At 38.5% G+C, this 17,231-nt stretch carries 18 protein-coding genes; 13 read left to right on the top strand and 5 right to left on the bottom strand.

The window, feature by feature from the left end; all coding sequences use genetic code 11:
• Window positions 1-128: 128 nt before the first annotated feature.
• Window positions 129-653, top strand: coding sequence for a lipocalin family protein (locus DS885_RS07905; protein WP_113818895.1), 525 nt, complete (start codon window positions 129-131; stop codon window positions 651-653).
• Between the two features lie 3 nt (window positions 654-656).
• Here DS885_RS07905 and DS885_RS07910 read toward each other — a convergent pair whose 3' ends face one another.
• Together DS885_RS07910 and DS885_RS07915 are read right to left on the bottom strand one after the other, a co-directional pair.
• Window positions 657-1,322 carry an HAD family hydrolase gene (locus tag DS885_RS07910; RefSeq protein ID WP_113818896.1) on the bottom strand — a complete coding sequence of 222 codons (666 nt, stop codon included), beginning with the start codon at window positions 1,320-1,322 and terminating at the stop codon, window positions 657-659.
• Window positions 1,323-1,380: 58 nt separating this feature from the next.
• Window positions 1,381-2,253 carry an EamA family transporter gene (locus DS885_RS07915; protein ID WP_113818897.1) on the bottom strand — a complete coding sequence of 291 codons (873 nt, stop codon included), beginning with the start codon at window positions 2,251-2,253 and terminating at the stop codon, window positions 1,381-1,383.
• Between the two features lie 122 nt (window positions 2,254-2,375).
• Here DS885_RS07915 and DS885_RS07920 point away from each other — a divergent pair, with 122 nt between their 5' ends.
• The 9 genes from DS885_RS07920 (at window position 2,376) to DS885_RS07960 (ending at window position 10,896) form a co-directional block, all read left to right on the top strand.
• Window positions 2,376-3,776, top strand: coding sequence for an aminotransferase-like domain-containing protein (locus tag DS885_RS07920; protein WP_113818898.1), 1,401 nt, complete (start codon window positions 2,376-2,378; stop codon window positions 3,774-3,776).
• Between the two features lie 2 nt (window positions 3,777-3,778).
• Window positions 3,779-3,994: a DUF3820 family protein gene (locus tag DS885_RS07925; RefSeq protein WP_113818899.1), complete on the top strand. Its 216-nt coding sequence runs from the start codon at window positions 3,779-3,781 to the stop codon at window positions 3,992-3,994.
• A gap of 26 nt (window positions 3,995-4,020) precedes the next feature.
• On the top strand, window positions 4,021-5,016 hold the full coding sequence (locus DS885_RS07930) for a DUF2860 family protein (protein WP_113818900.1): 996 nt from the start codon (window positions 4,021-4,023) through the stop codon (window positions 5,014-5,016).
• A gap of 244 nt (window positions 5,017-5,260) precedes the next feature.
• The gene (gene putP / locus DS885_RS07935; RefSeq protein ID WP_113818901.1) at window positions 5,261-6,754 is read left to right on the top strand and encodes a sodium/proline symporter PutP; all 1,494 of its coding nucleotides are present in this window, start codon (window positions 5,261-5,263) and stop codon (window positions 6,752-6,754) included.
• Window positions 6,755-7,003: 249 nt separating this feature from the next.
• Window positions 7,004-7,459, top strand: a complete 456-nt coding sequence (locus tag DS885_RS07940; RefSeq protein WP_113818902.1) for a YHS domain-containing (seleno)protein — start codon at window positions 7,004-7,006, stop codon at window positions 7,457-7,459.
• A 1-nt stretch (window position 7,460) separates the two neighbouring features.
• Window positions 7,461-7,952 carry a hypothetical protein gene (locus DS885_RS07945; protein WP_113818903.1) on the top strand — a complete coding sequence of 164 codons (492 nt, stop codon included), beginning with the start codon at window positions 7,461-7,463 and terminating at the stop codon, window positions 7,950-7,952.
• Between the two features lie 17 nt (window positions 7,953-7,969).
• Window positions 7,970-8,818, top strand: a complete 849-nt coding sequence (locus DS885_RS07950; RefSeq protein WP_113818904.1) for a hypothetical protein — start codon at window positions 7,970-7,972, stop codon at window positions 8,816-8,818.
• Window positions 8,818-9,723 (top strand): cyanophycin synthetase, encoded by a 906-nt coding sequence (locus tag DS885_RS07955; RefSeq protein WP_113818905.1) that lies wholly within the window; start codon window positions 8,818-8,820, stop codon window positions 9,721-9,723. The genes DS885_RS07950 and DS885_RS07955 overlap by 1 nt, the downstream gene beginning before the upstream one ends.
• A 63-nt stretch (window positions 9,724-9,786) precedes the next feature.
• Entirely contained in the window at window positions 9,787-10,896 is a 1,110-nt protein-coding gene (locus DS885_RS07960; RefSeq protein WP_147232340.1) for an MFS transporter, read from the top strand.
• A 54-nt stretch (window positions 10,897-10,950) separates the two neighbouring features.
• On the opposite strand, the gene dapB is transcribed toward DS885_RS07960, so the two are convergent.
• From dapB to DS885_RS07975, 3 genes are all read right to left on the bottom strand, one after another.
• Window positions 10,951-11,682 carry a 4-hydroxy-tetrahydrodipicolinate reductase gene (gene dapB, locus DS885_RS07965; protein WP_113818907.1) on the bottom strand — a complete coding sequence of 244 codons (732 nt, stop codon included), beginning with the start codon at window positions 11,680-11,682 and terminating at the stop codon, window positions 10,951-10,953.
• An 8-nt stretch (window positions 11,683-11,690) separates the two neighbouring features.
• The gene (locus DS885_RS07970; protein ID WP_113818908.1) at window positions 11,691-12,014 is read right to left on the bottom strand and encodes a DUF2956 domain-containing protein; all 324 of its coding nucleotides are present in this window, start codon (window positions 12,012-12,014) and stop codon (window positions 11,691-11,693) included.
• A gap of 142 nt (window positions 12,015-12,156) precedes the next feature.
• Entirely contained in the window at window positions 12,157-12,369 is a 213-nt protein-coding gene (locus tag DS885_RS07975) for a DUF1289 domain-containing protein (RefSeq protein ID WP_113818909.1), read from the bottom strand.
• A 199-nt stretch (window positions 12,370-12,568) separates the two neighbouring features.
• Here DS885_RS07975 and DS885_RS07980 point away from each other — a divergent pair, with 199 nt between their 5' ends.
• The 3 genes from DS885_RS07980 to DS885_RS07990 all read left to right on the top strand — a co-directional run bounded on the left by DS885_RS07980 (window position 12,569) and on the right by DS885_RS07990 (window position 17,102).
• Window positions 12,569-14,911: a fatty acid cis/trans isomerase gene (locus tag DS885_RS07980; protein WP_113818910.1), complete on the top strand. Its 2,343-nt coding sequence runs from the start codon at window positions 12,569-12,571 to the stop codon at window positions 14,909-14,911.
• A 151-nt stretch (window positions 14,912-15,062) separates the two neighbouring features.
• Window positions 15,063-15,893 carry an HDOD domain-containing protein gene (locus DS885_RS07985; protein ID WP_113818911.1) on the top strand — a complete coding sequence of 277 codons (831 nt, stop codon included), beginning with the start codon at window positions 15,063-15,065 and terminating at the stop codon, window positions 15,891-15,893.
• A gap of 345 nt (window positions 15,894-16,238) precedes the next feature.
• Entirely contained in the window at window positions 16,239-17,102 is an 864-nt protein-coding gene (locus tag DS885_RS07990; protein ID WP_113818912.1) for a YicC/YloC family endoribonuclease, read from the top strand.
• Window positions 17,103-17,231: the final 129 nt, after the last annotated feature.

Here is a 17,231-nt window from a genome sequence, read left to right on the forward strand (position 1 = left end):
AATAGATCAGTTACTTACTGTGATTGGTATTAAATGCACAAACAGTATATTTTTCATTAAACCTCTGTGGTCTAAGTTTCTATAAATTACGTATTAATCATCATTAATACAGTGATAAGGAAAAAATAATGAAGTTTCTATTATTGATAGTAGCAGTCATCTTACAAGTAGGTTGTACTGGTATACCAGAAGGGATGAAAGCGGTTAAAAACTTTGATAGTGAACGATACCTAGGGACCTGGTATGAAATAGCGCGTTTAGATCACTCTTTTGAAGAAGGCTTAGAGCAAGTGACAGCTACTTATTCAATGCGTGAAGATGGTGGTATAAAAGTCGTTAATAAAGGTTACTCTACAGAAAATAAACAGTGGAAAGAGGCTGAGGGTAAAGCCTACTTTGTTGATGATAAAAATACAGGGCATTTAAAAGTATCGTTCTTTGGCCCATTTTACGGCTCATATATTATTTTTAAAATGGACCAAGTTGATTATCAATATGCGTTTATAAGCAGTTATAACCATGAGTATTTATGGCTTTTATCTCGCACTCCTGAGATCAGTGATGAGATTAAACAAGACTTTATTAATACTGCACAAGAATATGGTTTTAAAACCGAGCAGCTTATTTTTGTGAATCAGCTGCCAGCTTCATAATACTCAGTTAACTTGTTTTGTTTGCTTGAGTTCATCGAGTACATCATTAAGTGATGCTTTGATATTGTGTCCTAACCCGATGATCTGCTCATCGGGAATGACGAGGTCGGGCACTTGATATACTGTCATTTCTGCTGCTAATGCTGATATAACCCCATTGCTTGAATCCTCAAAGGCTAAACAATTTTGTGGTGCTATGTTTAAGCGTTGCGCTGCGAGTAAGAATATTTCTGGATGAGGTTTGCTATTGCTGACTTCACAACCACTGCTAATATGCTCAAAATAATGATCTAACCCAGATAACTTTAGCTTAGTTCTTGCAAGTTGCTGGTGGGTAGAGGTAGCTACCGCTACTGGAATAGAGCGGGCTTTAAGCCAGTCTAATAATGCGACAACACCTGCTTTCACAGGAATTGCCTGCGTTTCCACGATTGGCCAATAACCGTCCATCCAAGCTTTACGTAATGGAGCATAGTCTATGTATTGTGCATAGTGCTCCATAATCGCTTGTTCAATACCTTGTGCATTGCGACCAATGATCTTGAGGTAAGCGCTTTTAACAAAAGGCAGCGATAGTTGCTGACAAGCTTGCTCAAAGGCTTGCATACAGACACGCTCGGTATCTAGCAGCAAACCATCCATATCAAAAATAGCGGCTTGGTAAGTCATAACAGGTCCAGTCAATAAATAATGGTTGGTTAGTTTACCTGCTTTTTATTGAAGTTTCCTATACCAATTTTCTAGCGGGTTTAAAGGTGATAAATCCAACAAATACGCCGCTGATCACACACAGGCTTGCAATCAATGTGAGTAGACTAATCTCTTCTTGATAAAATAGTGTGCCCCCTAATAAGCCAAAAATAGGCACTAATAAAGTGAGCGGTGCGACCATGGTTAATGGGTAGGAAATTAATAAACGATTCCAAATCCAATAACCTAACAACGTCACAGGGTAAGCTTGAAACAATACCGAAAAAATAACCCGGCCGTTGAGTTGGTCAGGTAATGACGTAAAAGGCAAACTACCCGATTGCCAATAGACAATTAAGAATAAAGGGATAGGTGCACATGCCATCGCCCATAAACTAAATGCAAACACTTGTTTCGGCGCTGCTTTTTTTACAGTAATGCTTGCTAAACTCCAAGATAAGGCGGCAAGCAATATAAGCACTAACCCCGATTGAGTGATTGAACCATTGGTTGTGGTTAAACAGATCAATAATCCAACCAGTGCGAGGCAACTTCCTACTATTTTATTAAAGGAAAGCGACTCTTTTAGTAGGAAGTAGCCTAGAAATAACCCAAACACCACGTTCATCTGTAATAAAACCGACGCCATGCCAGCGCTTAATCCTGATTGAATTGACCAAGTTGCCATCCCCCAAATGCCTATGGCAAATAACCAACCATATACAATTAAATATAACCATGACACATTAGGTTTTCTAACAAAGAAGATAGCGGGTAAGCTTGCTAAGCTGAAACGTAATGCCGTTAATAATAGTGGGTCAATCTCGTTAACACCGAGTTTTATCACTGAGAAGTTTAATCCCCATACCACCATGACTATCACGCCTAATATTAAATCATTTTTTTTCATCTTATCTCCTTTATGGGGTAATCACGGAATGCTTGATCTTGTGGTTATTATCAAACAAACTAAAAAAGAGAACAGATACAAAAATTAAAAATAAAAGCGGTACAATTTAATGGGGAAGAAAAGTGAGGTATAAGCAGTTAGCGCAACAGTGCATACAACAAATTGAATCGGGACAACTCGCTGTTAATAGTAAAATGCCGTCATTACGTAACTTTAAACTCTTACATAATGTCAGTATGACAACGGCTTTAAATTGTTATCAACATTTAGAATCTTTGGGTTGGTTATTAGCCAAACCACAATCAGGTTATTATGTTGTACAACAATCTATCATGCAGGGAAAGCCTAACACACCGACTTTGGTGAACTTTAAGAGCATCACTACCCAACCGCAATTGCCATCACCTTATAACCCGTTTGTTGATCCTTGTCCGCTTGGCATTGCACGTTATGACCCCGAATTGATGCCGATTGTTAAATTACAACAGAGCGTTAAGCGTGCAATCAAACAGCAGGGTAGTTTATTAAGTCATTATCCCGATCCACAAGGAGAACTGTGTCTACGAGAAAATTTAAGTAAACACTTTCAGCAGGTTGATTTTCATTTTTCGGCTGAGCAGTGTGTGGTCACCCATGGTTGTTTGGATGCCATAAGAACAGCAATTGAAATCACCACTGAAGTTGGGGATGCGGTTGCTATTAGTTCGCCTTGTTTTTCAGGCTTATTGGAATTACTTGGGGTGATGAAGCGAGCTGTTGTTGAGATCCCCTCCGTTGAAGAAGGGATCGATCTTGAGCAACTGCAAAAGCAGATGCAATTAGGAACGATAAAAGCCGGATTGTTTTGTACATCGCATATGAATCCGCAAGGTACATCCATGAGTGCCTTACAAAAACAAAAACTAGTTGAATTAGCGACACAATATAAAATTCCGATTATTGAAGATGATGTGTATTTAGAGTTAGGCGCGCAGCAGGTCATTCCTTTACCAGCAAAACATTGGGATAGTGAGGGTTATGTATTGTGGTGTGGTTCAATATCTAAAACCATTGCTGCAGGTTATCGGTTAGGCTGGTGTTTACCTGGACGTTATTTAGATGCTTATTTACGACAACGCTTATTTGCCAACCAAGGTGTTACATCACCTTTACAATTAGCAATCGCAGACTTTATTGAACGTGGTGACTATGCTAATCACCTAAAAAAAATACGTTTATATTTACAGCAACAAACACGGCAGTACATTCATTATTTGCATGAGCACTTACCAGTAAACAGTAAAATCAGTCATCCTACAGGTGGTTTTGTATTATGGGTTGAGGTTGTTAAGCTTAATACAGGTAAATTAAAGCAATTAGCGAGACAAAATAATCTTGATATTCGTATTGGTGATGAGTTCAGCACACTGGGCTTATATTCAGATTGCTTTCGTTTAAATATTGGCTTTAATATGGCGACTACTCAGATTAATTCAAAGATGTTGTGTTTAATGGAATTAATTACTACCTGCTTAAAGGAATGAATATGTTGGAGAACCCACAAGCATTAAGCGATGCTATCAATCAAACAATGCCCTTCGGAAAATATGCTGGCAGTAAATTAATTCATCTACCTGAGCCCTATTTGGTTTGGTTTAATAGTAAAGGTTTTCCAGAAGGCAAACTTGGTGAACAATTAGCGCTTATCTATGAAGTTAAATTAAATGGTTTAGAGAAGTTGCTGGCGCCATTGATTAAATAGGTTTATTGATCGTAAAGGAGTGACGTATGTTGAAAGTGACAAAGTGTTTACCAATAGTAATGATGGTCGCGAGTCATGCTTTACTAGCAGAGCCTCTCAGCAAAGAAGCGGGTTGGGGTGTGACATTAAGTGTGAATGTTGGGTATAGCGGCGGTACCTCACAATTTGATACGGACGATGATAACCAAATCACTGATAATTTAACCAATAGCGGTCAGTTTTCAGGATCGAGTTTGACCTACCCTTTAGGCACTGTGCTGTACACTTTAGATAACCTTAATACGCAATTTTTTCTTGGTAATAGTCGCGATCAAGTCGCCATTGCTCAGTTTCAATATGAACTTGGATTAAGGCACCAGTTTAGTGATGACAGTAAGTTGACCTTTGCTTTTTTCCCAAAATTATCTTTCTTTAACGAAACCTGGTCAGATCCTTTTGTTGAAGCAAGTAACCGTGATACTACCGATGTGAGTGTTGGTGGTGCAAGGATTGCCGTGGAACGCATTTTGGGATCTCCATTTACATTTAAATATGCGGTGGCTAGCAGCAGCATTGATGATGAGGAAAGTGGACAAAGTCAGTTAATGGATGAACAGGAAATAGCGGCATTACAGCGCGATAGCTTGTATCAAAAATTCGAAGTAGAAACCTTGTTACCCATCGACAGTGGATTATTGCTTAAACCAAGTTTGCAATACACACATCGCAACGCAGAAGGCGATGCCAATAGCTTTAATCAATACGTTGCTCAAGTCGCGGTGATGTTGTTTCGTGATAGACATACCCTAATAACGACTTTAGGTGTTGGCAAACGTTTTCATCAACAAGAAAATCCTATTTTTGATACAACACAAAAGGTTGATACTGTCAGTATTTTTTCTGTGTACAGTTATCAACGTCCCTTTAACTGGAAGAGCTGGGATTGGACCGTAATGCTTGGATATAGCAGAGAGGATGCCAATATCGAATTCTATGATAACGATAGTTTTATTGTATCAACAGGCATGGTATATCAGTTTTAGAGCGGTTGTTTTGTATACGGTTTTATTTATTTTGGCTGAAAACTAGACTCTTTTAACTGTGACTTAGGTCTCATTAATTGGCTTGAAATCAGCCATTTTGTTTTAATTTTGAGCGAAAAAATCAGAAGTCAGACTATTTGGTGACTATTTTGTTAGTGTATTGTTAAGAACTCTGATTAAGGAATGATTGTTGTTCTCGTTAATACTAATTATCACAGGGTAGTGTTTAAGAGGATTATTTCTTATGTTGGACCAAAATGTTGCAGTGATTGCAACTTTTCTTGTTTATTTAGCGATGATGATGGGTATTGGATACTGGGCTTATCGCAAAACCGTCAATTCATCAGATTACTTTTTAGGAGGACGTCAATTAGGTCCTTGGCCAACAGCTATTTCTGCTGGTGCTTCGGATATGAGTGGTTGGTTGTTATTAGGATTACCAGGTTATGCTCTGGTTGCTGGCTATGGGTCATTTTGGCTTGCTGGTGGTTTGCTTGTTGGTAGCTGGTTAAATTGGCTTATATGTTCAAAGCGTTTACGTACTTACACTATAGTGACTAATGATTCATTAACATTACCGGACTATTTTGCACGTCGTTTTGAAGATAAAAGCAAGTTACTACAAACTATTTCTGCTTTCTTCATTCTATTATTCTTCCTTTTCTATACCAGTGCTGGTCTAGTTGCTGGCGGTAAATTATTCCAAACTGTGTTTGATTTGGATTATAAAATTGCCGTGATTATTGGTACTGTCTGTGTGGTTTCATACACCTTATTTGGTGGGTTCTTAGCGGTATCTTGGACTGACTTAGTACAAGGTTTGTTAATGTCTGCTGCACTGGTTGCTGTTCCGCTGATTGCAATGGATGGATCATTAGGCGATTTAACGTCTTCTTTAGCCTTAAAAAATCCAGAATTACTATCTGCCTTTAGTAATACTGATGGTACTCCGATGACGGCTATTGGCATTATCTCGTTAGCAGCATGGGGCTTGGGTTACTTCGGTCAGCCACATATTTTAGCGCGTTTCCAAGCGGCAAGTAGTAATAAAGATCTGACCACTGCACGTCGTATTTCAGTGATTTGGACTGCGTTATCGATTGCTGGTGCCATTCTAGTAGGTTTGGTGGGTATTGGCTTTGTAGATAATAACTTAGGCGGTGTATTAGAAGATAGCGAAACAATCTTTATGTTATTGGTTAACAGTGTCTTCCACCCAGTGGTTGCGGGGATCTTATTAGCGGCTATTCTAGCAGCGATTATGAGTACGGCAGATTCACAACTGTTAGTGTCTTCTTCAGCATTAGCAGAAGACTTCTACAAGCAGCATATCAACCCAGAAGCGAGCACAGAGAAAGTGGTACTTGCAGGGCGTTTAGGCGTGGTTGCTTTATCATTGATCGCCCTATTTTTAGCCTTCAGTCCAGACAGCTCTGTATTAGGTTTAGTATCGTATGCGTGGGCTGGTTTCGGTGCTGCATTTGGTCCTGTTATCGTATTGAGCTTATTTTGGTCTCGTATGAATCGTGCCGGTGCATTAGCAGGTATTTTAGTTGGTGGTGTGACAATAGTAGTTTGGAAGCAGTTAACTGGCGGCTGGTTTGATGTCTATGAAATCGTTCCAGGTATTGTGTTTGCGACAATCGCCATTGTTGCAGTTAGCCTATTAAGCAGTCAACCAAGTGAAACTATGTTAGCAAAACATCAAGAGATGAAAGATAAACTCTCTGTTTTATAACGGAACTTTTCTTTCCTTTCTAAGCCTCATTTAAGTAATTAAATGGGGCTTTTTTGTATCTGAAATTTGACTATTAGCGCCTATAGTCTTTACTTATCATGATCTTTGTAGCCATTAAGAAGTGTTATTTTAGGTGTTACATATTGAGAATATGACTATTTCATTAAAATATTAATAAATAAAAGCAATAAAAATAGAACCTCTAAGGTCTAGTTGTTTACATTCATTTATATAAGGGCAGAGCCGAATATGAAAAAGCTATTTTCAATGTTACAAGTTACGTTATTAATGGGGTTTGCATTATTACAAAGTGCAAACGCTGCTGACGCAATTTACACCAGTTACTTTAGTAATAAAGCGGCTGGTGGTTACGATGTCGTTGCTTACTTCACTGAAAATAAACCAGTAGAAGGTGACAGTAAATATACCTTAGAGTATCAAGGTGCTGATTGGTACTTCTCAAGTGCGGATAACTTAGCCTTATTCAAAGGTGATCCTGAGAAGTATGCGCCTCAATACGGCGGTTACTGTGCATGGGCAATGGCAAGTGATAACACAGCACCAGGAAAGCCTGCTTTTTGGAGTGTTTATAAAGGTAAATTGTATTTAAACTATGATGAATCTGTTCAAGCTACATGGGTTAATGACAAAGATAAGTTTATTGAACAAGCTGATCTTAATTGGAATAAATTAAACAAGGAATAACATGAAACTATTACCTATTTTTAGTTGGGCAGTTGTAATATGGGTGGCTAAGGTATTTTTATTATCTTTACCTTACAAATTTACATTACACCCAGATACACAGCATATTTTTGGTACGATCGGTGTGTGGATGCAAGGCTTTTTAGGCAACACAATTGGTTCTCTATTTGCTAACTACGGATCTTACGCTGTAGGTGGTGTCGAGTTAATTACATCACTGGTACTCTTATCACCAGCATTGTTTTGGGTGCTTAAAAAGGTTGGCATATTAAGTTGTGCACCAAGCCGCGCATTAATGCATGCGATTGGTGGTTTAATGGCTTCTGCTGTGATGGCGGGTGCGGCATTCTTCCATCTATTTACACCGTTAGGTATCGAGGTGATACACGAAGGTAAAAGCGATGGTGGTAGCCTGTTTTATACTGCAGTTTCTATTCTAATTTTAGGTTTCATTTTATTTGTTACAAACTACCGTAACTATAAAAATAAATAAGTCAGTAAGGAACACTTTTGTTAACACGTATTTCGTTAGTACTTTCATATATTTTATGGTGTTGCCGATTTTTGGTTGCTCCGTGGAAGTACTTTCAATTAAACGCCAATTATTTCAATCAAGATCTGCATATATTTTCTAAGTTAGATATGGATTTGTTGATACCTGAACAATGGCGTTTATCACAATTTGTTGACCAAGGTGAAGATACTGGTGCTAAACAGCCGGAAGCTTATCCGGTTTTCTTAAAGCCTGAATGGGGGCAAAACTCACAGGGCGTGTCTCGTATAGACTCGCAAGAGGCGTTACAACAGCACAGAGCTAATCGCCCTAACGTTGGACCCCGTTATTTAATTCAGGCGGCTGCTAAGGGGAAAAGAGAGTTTGAAATATTCTTTATCCCAGGTGCAACCACAGATCACTCTTCAGCGATTATATCGGTGACAGAGACTTGTAATCACAGTGATGATGAGATGCCCGTTAATGGTATTTATAATCGTGACACCTATTACCAATCTTGTATGCCGCAACTAAGCGCAGAGCAAATTGCGAAGTTAGAGTCGCTGTTTTCGAAAATTGGGTCGTTTCGTATCGCACGTTTCTGTGCAAGAGCGGACTCTTTAGAAGCGCTGCTTAATGAGCAATTTTCTATTGTAGAAATTAATGTTTATGTACCGATGCCATTAATCTTATTAACCCAAGATATGCCTTTAAGATGTAAATTTAAATTCATCTTTGCGAGTATGAAACAATTAGCTTTAGTCACTAAAGGTATTCCAGCTTCGCAACCGGTGAAATCAATTTTCTTTCAAAAACTACAATCAGCTCGATTATTAAAATCGAAACTAAAAAATGAGCTTTCCTAATGAATATAAAAAAAATAATTTATGCTTGGATCAGTAAAAAATTCATGGGCGGTTGTAGTAACTACAATAGCTTAGAAGTCCGTCGTAGTTGCAGAAGTAAAGAGCAAGCAAGAGACCGTTTTAAGCAGGGTAATATTCCACATGCACAAGGGTTAATTTTCTTTAATCCATTTGCTGCGATTCGTTTTGCTAAGCAACATGGTTTTCCTTTAGTAATTAAGCCTAATGTGAGTGGTTTTTCACGTGGTAGTCATTTTCCAATTCGAGATTATAAAGAGTTATGGAAAGCTATCTTCTTAGCGAAATTATGGTGGCCATTTACAGTTGTTGAACAGTTTTTAGAAGGTAAAAACTATCGAGTTGTAGTGGCGAATGGCAAAATCGTTTCAGTATTACAACGTTATGCACCTTCTGTTAAAGGTAACGGTAGTTCGACTATTCGTGAGTTAATGCAGAAAGAAAATGCAATTCGTGAAGAAATGAAATTGTATCCAGTCATTTCACCATTAAAAGAAACAGCTCAATCACGTGTATTTTTAGTGAAACAAGGTTTAGACTTTGATTCTGTATTACCAGCAGAGCAACGAGCGACTCTGTTTTATCGAATCTCTTTAGCACCAGGTGGTGTAGTAGAAGTGATTGATAAACAGTTGTTACCGGAAGCTAATCAAGACTTGTTTAAAAATGTTTTAAACTTATTCGACGCAAATATTTTAGGCATTGATGTGATTTTAGAGAAAGGCATTGAGTTTGATTACCGTGAACAAAAATGTATCTTCCTAGAAGTAAACTCTCGCCCATATTTGAAAATGCATGCTTATCCTCGTTATGGTGAAGCAGAAGATCTCAGTGAATACTTCGATGAGTTAGATGCATTGGAAGTCAAACAGTCAGACACCTTCTAGGTGTCTGCTTTAACTCGCACCTTTTACCTTTTTACAGGATTTCATTCTTTCCTTTTAGGTTTAATGCCTTTATTCATCGCTGTTATTCTGTGGGATAAAGGCCTTACCATCAGTGATATCGCCTCTTTTATTGCACTTACTGCGGTTGGTTTCATACTCGCTTTATATTATTGGGATCGTCTTCGTGCTCAGCACAGTTGGACTAAACTGATTAGTTTATCGTTTCTCTTACAAAGCCTGTTTGTGATGCTCTTAATATGGGGCTCTCATGATTACTTGATTAGTATTGGAGCCCTGGTTAATGGCGCGGCGGGCTGTTTTTATTGGTCAACACAGCGCCTTTTATTTCAAGCAATCACTGAAGATAATAACACTGGGAATACCTTCGGTAATTTTCAAATATTAGTTGTTTTTGCGCTAAAAGTTGGGGTGCTCATTGGTAGTTACCTATTAGGTATGGAGTACTTTGTTGGTTTGCTGGTTTTGTCTTTAGCGTTATCGCTGTTAGGTTTTGTATGGGTGAATAAAAGTTTAAATAACCATACACAATTAGACAAACTCAAACAGGTGCCCGCTTTTACTTTGCAGCAGGTTGCTAAGTTTCAAGATCAACATCGCTCCTCGCTTATTTTTGTAGTGGACGGACTATTCCTATTTCTAGAAAGTTATTTCTGGATGTTAACTATCTACATGCTAACCCAAGAAAATGTAATGCAGTTGGGGCTTATATTAATTGCATTGAGTATTCTATTAGCCTTAATATTTTTTGTGATTAAAAAGTATATTGATAGAGTTAATGCGCAAAAAATCTATCGTATTGCGGTACTAGGTTATGCATTTTCTTGGGCGATCAGAGGCTTTCTGGATAAAGAGATGGATAGTCTAGTGATTTATAGTGGTCTATTACTGGCTGCTTTCTTGAGTAACTTCTTCCGCCTCGCGTTTAATAAACGATTCTATGATATTGCTCGTCAAGATAAACCAACACGTTACATTATCTGTAAAAGTTATTACTCACAATTCATGCTAGTGGTCTTCTTTAGCATTATTGCGGTCTTTACCATGACATCAGATACAGCGATTCACCAGTTACAGGTGATTTATTACCTATGTACGCCATTAGTCTTGGTTTATTTTGTATATGGGCAACGTAGTAAACCTATGTCGGAATAATGCAAAACGCCAGCGAGAAGCTGGCGTTTTGTTTTGTTCGATAGAAAAAAAGCCTTAGTCCATTAAGTACTCTAAGCCATAAACTAACTCAGTGCGTTTAACCACTTCTTTACAGGCTAAACAGATACCTGGCATAAATGACTCACGATGCTGTGAGTTATGCTCAATCTTTAAGGTTTCACTTAATCCACCAAAGAATACGGTTTGTTGTGCTACAACGCCCGGTAAACGAATAGAGTGTAACTTCACATTATTTAACTCTGCGCCACGTGCCCCTTCGATTAACTCTTTATCGCTGCAAGGTGTCGCCGCTTTAGTGCGCGCTGCTGAGATTAACTCGGCTGTACGAATACCCGTACCCGATGGGCTTTCTTCTTTTTGTGGGCTATGTGCTTCAATGACTTCAACATCTGGTAAGTATTTAGCTGCTTGAACTGCAAATTTCATCATTAATACTGCGCCAATAGAGAAGTTAGGTGCGATCAGGCCGCCTAGTTTTTTCTCTTGTGCTAATGTTTGTAACTCAGCAACTTGTTGCTCAAGGAAACCACTGGTACCGATAACTGGGCAAGCACCTGCATTAAGGATAGTTTGTGTATTATTAAAACCTGCGGACGCAGCAGTTAAATCAACAACAACCTGTGCTCCAGTAGATTTGATTAATGCAGCTAGATCATCGCCAAAGTCACATTCTGCAACGAGTTCTAATTCGCTATCATTACTCACTGCTTTGACGGCTTCACTGCCCATACGACCTTTTGCGCCGTTTACAATTACTTTAACCATGGTTGTTCCTATTGATTTAAAAAGTGGTAACTGACAAATCCAATCCAACTCAATGCAAGTAAGCACCAAGGTAGGAGAGAAGTGTTAGATTTATTAGAGGTGTTTGTTTCAGGTTGAACATCAGCAATTGGCGACTTTTTCTTCTTAGCCTTATCTGCTTGACGTTGTTTGCTTTTAGCTAACTTTTTATATTCAGCAATACCTTTTTGAATACCTTGGGCAACCAATTTGGTTTGCTCCTTAGTTTGCCCTGGCTTTTGTACTTTTTTAGCCATTGCCAGTGCTTCATCTTGAGTTTCTTGCGAAACTGCTGGTTGTTTATATTTCGCCATTGATATTCTTCTTTAGGTTACTTCTTGTCTTTTTTACTTTTCTTTTTTTGTTTCTTTTGCTGCTTTTTCAATTTTTTAAGCGCTTTCTTTTTGGACTTTTTCTTACCGCTTTTCTTGGTATCCCCTCCGAGAGAAGCGTTAGTTACTTTTTTTGCGCATTCTTAGAACGCTTAATTGCCTTCTTGGTTACGTTGTCTAAAAAATTTTCTGGGTCATCGTAATCATATTTAACTAAGTGTTCTACTAATAACTTAGTGATCACTTGTGTCTCAGTGATTTCATCTCGGCTTCTACCACATCCACCACAATGTTTTTTATTACTTGTACAATCACCTGTGCACGGACTAAATTTCATCTAATGTACCTTGTATTTTTGATCGCAAGACTGCGGGTTTGGTAGCAGTCTTGCTTAACTCGTGTTTAAATAGATTATAAAAATAATCATGAGCTATTTTCTATCTCTATACTGTCCGTTGTATAGCAAATTAGAGATATAGTTAACATGCATTTTAATAAATTAATCCCATATTCTAGCAATTTTAGAGAGCCTGTTCATGACTTTTAAAGTTTTAATTGTATTACTGTGCAGTTTACTACTTATCGCCTGTTCTGATGTTGAAGACCAACTGAATAAAGACTACGGAAAAGAGCAACCTAGACCAAGACAACTTAGTACCGATGACGCATTAGCAGAAGAGTTTCGAGATCAAGTGATGCCGATTCTAGAAAAACGCTGCGTAGTTTGTCATGGTTGTTACGATGCCCCTTGCCAATTAAAACTATCCTCCCCTGAAGGGATTGATCGTGGTGCAAGTAAAGCCTTGGTTTATAACGGTCAACGTATTTTAGGTGCTGCTCCTTCTCGCTTATTTATTGATGCTCATAGTACGGAAGAGTGGCGTCATAAAGGCTTTAAATCAGTGCTTAATGAACGTGACCAAACAATGCTGGCTAACTTGGAAGGCAGCGTTATGTATAAGTTATTAATGCAAAAAGAGCGTAATCCACAACCTGAAGGTGTATTACCAGAACAGTTTAATTACTCTTTAAACAGAGAAGATCAATGTGCTGATATTAATGAGTTAGCAGAATACGAGGAAGATTTCCCATTATCAGGTATGCCCTATGGTTTGCCTAACTTAAGCCATGATGAGTTCAAAACATTAGAGCAGTGGATATCACGTGGCGCACCTATGTCTGAGCCTTTGGCTTTGTCAGATGAAACAGTCAAGCTGGTTGAGCATTGGGAGAAAAAGCTTAATGGAGACTCACGCAAAGATCAGTTAATTGCGCGTTATATTTACGAGCACCTATTCATTGGCCATATCTATTTTGATGCTTTACCTATTAGTACAGATACACCACCGCGTTTCTTTCATTTAATACGCTCATCAACGCCTCCTGGCGAGCCAGTGAAAGTGATTGCCACTCGTCGTCCTTATGATGACCCTAAAGTAGAGCGTGTTTATTACCGGTTAGTGTTAGACAGAGCGATCACCTTAGCCAAAACCAATCTACCTTATGTGTTAAATGAAAAACGAGAGCAGCTTTGGGATAAGCTTTTTTATGACGCTGATTTCACGGTTAACTCATTGCCGGATTATGCGGACTTCAATCCCTTTTTAGTGTTTAAAGATATCCCTACTTATTCTCGCTATCAGTTTATGCTACAGGAAGCATATTTTACTATTGGCGGTTTTATCAAAGGGCCCGTTTGCCGTGGTCAAGTGGCAGTAAATGTGATTAACGATAAGTTCTGGGTATTCTTTGTTGACCCTGAGTCTACCGCTAATAAAGATGTTGACCAGTTTGTATACAGCCAAGCTGATAATTTGCGACTCCCCGCTGAGTCGAGTAGTAATAACCTTTCCATTAGAGAGTGGTTGTCCTATGCAAAAGGTAATCGCCAATATGTTAAAGCTAAGAGTGACTTCATTAAGAAAGAGATGGATCATGTCGAAGGCTTAACCTTGGATAATATTTGGTCGGGCAATGAAAATGCGGCGTTAACGGTATTCCGGCATATAGATAGTGCAACTGTGGTAAAAGGTGCAATAGGTAAACAGCCTAAAACGGCTTGGTTAATCGATTACCCTGTACTAGAGCGTATTCATTATCTACTAGTCGCTGGGTTTGACGTGTATGGCAATGTTGGGCACCAATTAACTACGCGTTTGTACATGGACTTTTTACGCATTGAGTCAGAAGCAAACTTCATTTCATTTATTCCAAACGAGTATAGAAGGCCAGTATTAACAAGTTGGTATATTGATGCAACGAAGGAATTAAGCGAATACCTGAACGATGAGAACTTGATGAATGCTCGCCGATCAGGGATTGAATTTAATACAGACTTCCCTAAAGAAGAGCTACTAAGTAAGTTAAAAAACTATGTTTACGCACCTGATATGTTACGCGCTAAAAATACTCAGTATCGTGTGCCACAAGAAGACATAATATTGAAGCGTTTGAATAACTTAGATAACTCCGTAGTGCTTTCACTACCACAGGTGTCGTTCATCGTGGTGGAAGATGAAAACGGAGCAGACAGAGGTTATACAATATTGCGTCATAACGAACATGAGAATGTATCAAGCTTGTTAAATGAAGCAGCTAACCGTCTAACTTCTAAAGATAACTCAGAAATATTTAAAGGCTTCTTAGGTACGTATCCAGGATTGATCTTTAAAGTAAATGCAGCAGATGAAGCTGACTTTGTACGTTTATTTTCTGAAGCAAAAGATAAAAAGAAATTTGCAACCTTAATGGCGACCTATGGCATACGTAGAAGTAACCCTAATTTCTGGGAAGTCAGCGATTATTTACATGACCTCTACTTACAACAAGACCCCATTGAGTATGGTTTGTTTGACTATAACCGCCTGATTAACCGTTAAAGTGCTTTTACCAGAGTTATGATAATTATTTTATATTTGTATTTATCATAACTCTTTCTAAAACTATCCCTTAATGGGTGTTTTTTGGTTGATTTTAGTGAAATTAGGTACTATTTTGTTGAATTAATTATTCAATAGGCAAAATACACTGATGGAACTCACCGCTGATCTTTTTAAAGATGTTAAAAAGTTACCTGTTTTACCGCTCATTCTATTAGAACTAATGGACTCTTTCTCTGATGAGGATGTCAGGGTAGAGGAAATTGCGGCAAAAGTAGCAAAAGATCAGTCGATTAGTGCAAAGGTGATCCGCATGGCAAACTCTGTGGTTTATCGAAGAGGCAAAGAGGTCGAGTCTATTGAAGAAGCTGTTATTCGATTAGGCTTTAATCAAGTCAGAAGTATTGTCGTTGCAGCCAGCTTATCAAATGTATTCCCTGATACACCTAGCTTCGATAAAGATAAATTTTGGGAAGAAACTTTCATTACGGCGAGTATTGCCAAACATTTAGCAAAACATACGAAAATCAACAGCGATACCGCTTTTACTTGTGCCATGATGCATAATATCGGCGAACTATTATTACAAACCATTAAGCCCGCTGAGTGTAGTTTGATTAAAGTTGCTATTGATGCAGGACAACCGCGTTTGTATGCGGAGCGTGAAGTACTTGGTTTTGATAATACGCAAGTTGGTGCAGCGTTAGCCAGACATTGGAACTTCTCTTCCGTATTTATCGATGCTATTGAGCAGCAATTAGATCCATTAGAATATGACAACACATCGCAAGCTGCAGTATTAATTCGTCTTTCAGTGTTTGCTCGTTTTGCTTGGTCGCTTAATCTTCCTCCTGACGTGATAATTAAACGTTTCCCAGAGCCATTAACCCAAGAAATTAATTTAAAAGTAGAAGGGTTGTTAGAGACGTTTAGTCAGATGATTGAAGAAGGTCAGACACTCGCACGTGATATTAAAAACTAACGGAGAATACATAATCTGTTTTAATTCTTAACTACTTCAAATCTGTGGCTAGGTGAATTGCTTAGCCATTGTCAGTAAAACTATATTTATCATTGCCCCATAAATACTGCTAACCTAGGGATATTGAATCATCTCCTCTCTAAATTAACCTTTACTACTGTCTATTAATTATTTTTATGATTAATAGACCATTTTATCGATTGGAATTAATCTACCCTTGAAAAGTATGGCATTAAATGACGCATTAGGATTTTGTTATATAAAATCAATGGCAAATTGCAGCTCGACGTAGCATGTTTGGGGGATAGTCAGTTATACTCGTGATTCAAATTGAGAGGGGAAAGTATGATTTACAGTATGACGGCATTTGCACGCAAGCAATTAAAAGGTGATTGGGGGACAGCAGTTTGGGAGATCCGCTCTGTGAACCAACGTTATCTTGAAACATATTTTCGTTTGCCTGAGCAATTTCGTGGTTTAGAAACAAAATTAAAAGATACATTTCGTAAGCGCTTAGAGCGCGGTAAAGTCGAATGTAGTTTACGTTTTGATGCTAACTCAACCAGCAGCACATGTCTGAATATGAATCAAGAATTAGCCACTCAACTAATTCACAATGCGCAATGGGTGACTGAGCAAATAGGCACAGGGCAAATAAACCCTGTTGATATTTTAAAGTGGCCAGGTGTGATGCAAGCGCCAGAGCAAGATATCGACGCCGTTAGCGCAGAGCTGATGGCTGGTTTTGAAAGCACACTAAATGATTTCATTGATTCTCGTGCCGCAGAAGGTGCAAACCTAGGTGTGTTTATCGAGCAACGCTTAACTAATATCAGCGAGCAAGCAGCTACAGTACGTGACTTTATGCCTGCTGTTCACGCTTGGCAGAAAGCGCGTATTTTGAAAAAATTTGAAGATGCTAAAGTTGATTTAGATGGTACACGCGTAGAGCAAGAGTTAGTGCTGTTAGCGCAAAAATCAGATGTAGCTGAAGAGTTAGACCGATTAGATTCTCACGTCTCTGAAGCACGTAATGTATTAAAAAAAGGGGGCGCTATCGGCCGCCGTTTAGACTTTATGATGCAAGAGTTCAACCGTGAAGCAAACACATTAGGCTCTAAAGCAATCAACACCGACATCACGGCCGCAGCCGTTGAGTGTAAAGTATTAATCGAACAAATGCGCGAACAGGTACAAAATATTGAGTAATATCAATGTTTTCCCTTTAAAATAGCCAACAAAGCCTCGTATTTCGAGGCTTTGTTGTTTTTATACCTAATTTAATGTTTAGATATAATATCAATCACACTAAGTAACAGATCTATTTTACTTGTTAAA

It is taken from the genome of Psychromonas sp. B3M02 (genome assembly GCF_003318165.1).
Lineage (GTDB): Bacteria > Pseudomonadota > Gammaproteobacteria > Enterobacterales > Psychromonadaceae > Psychromonas.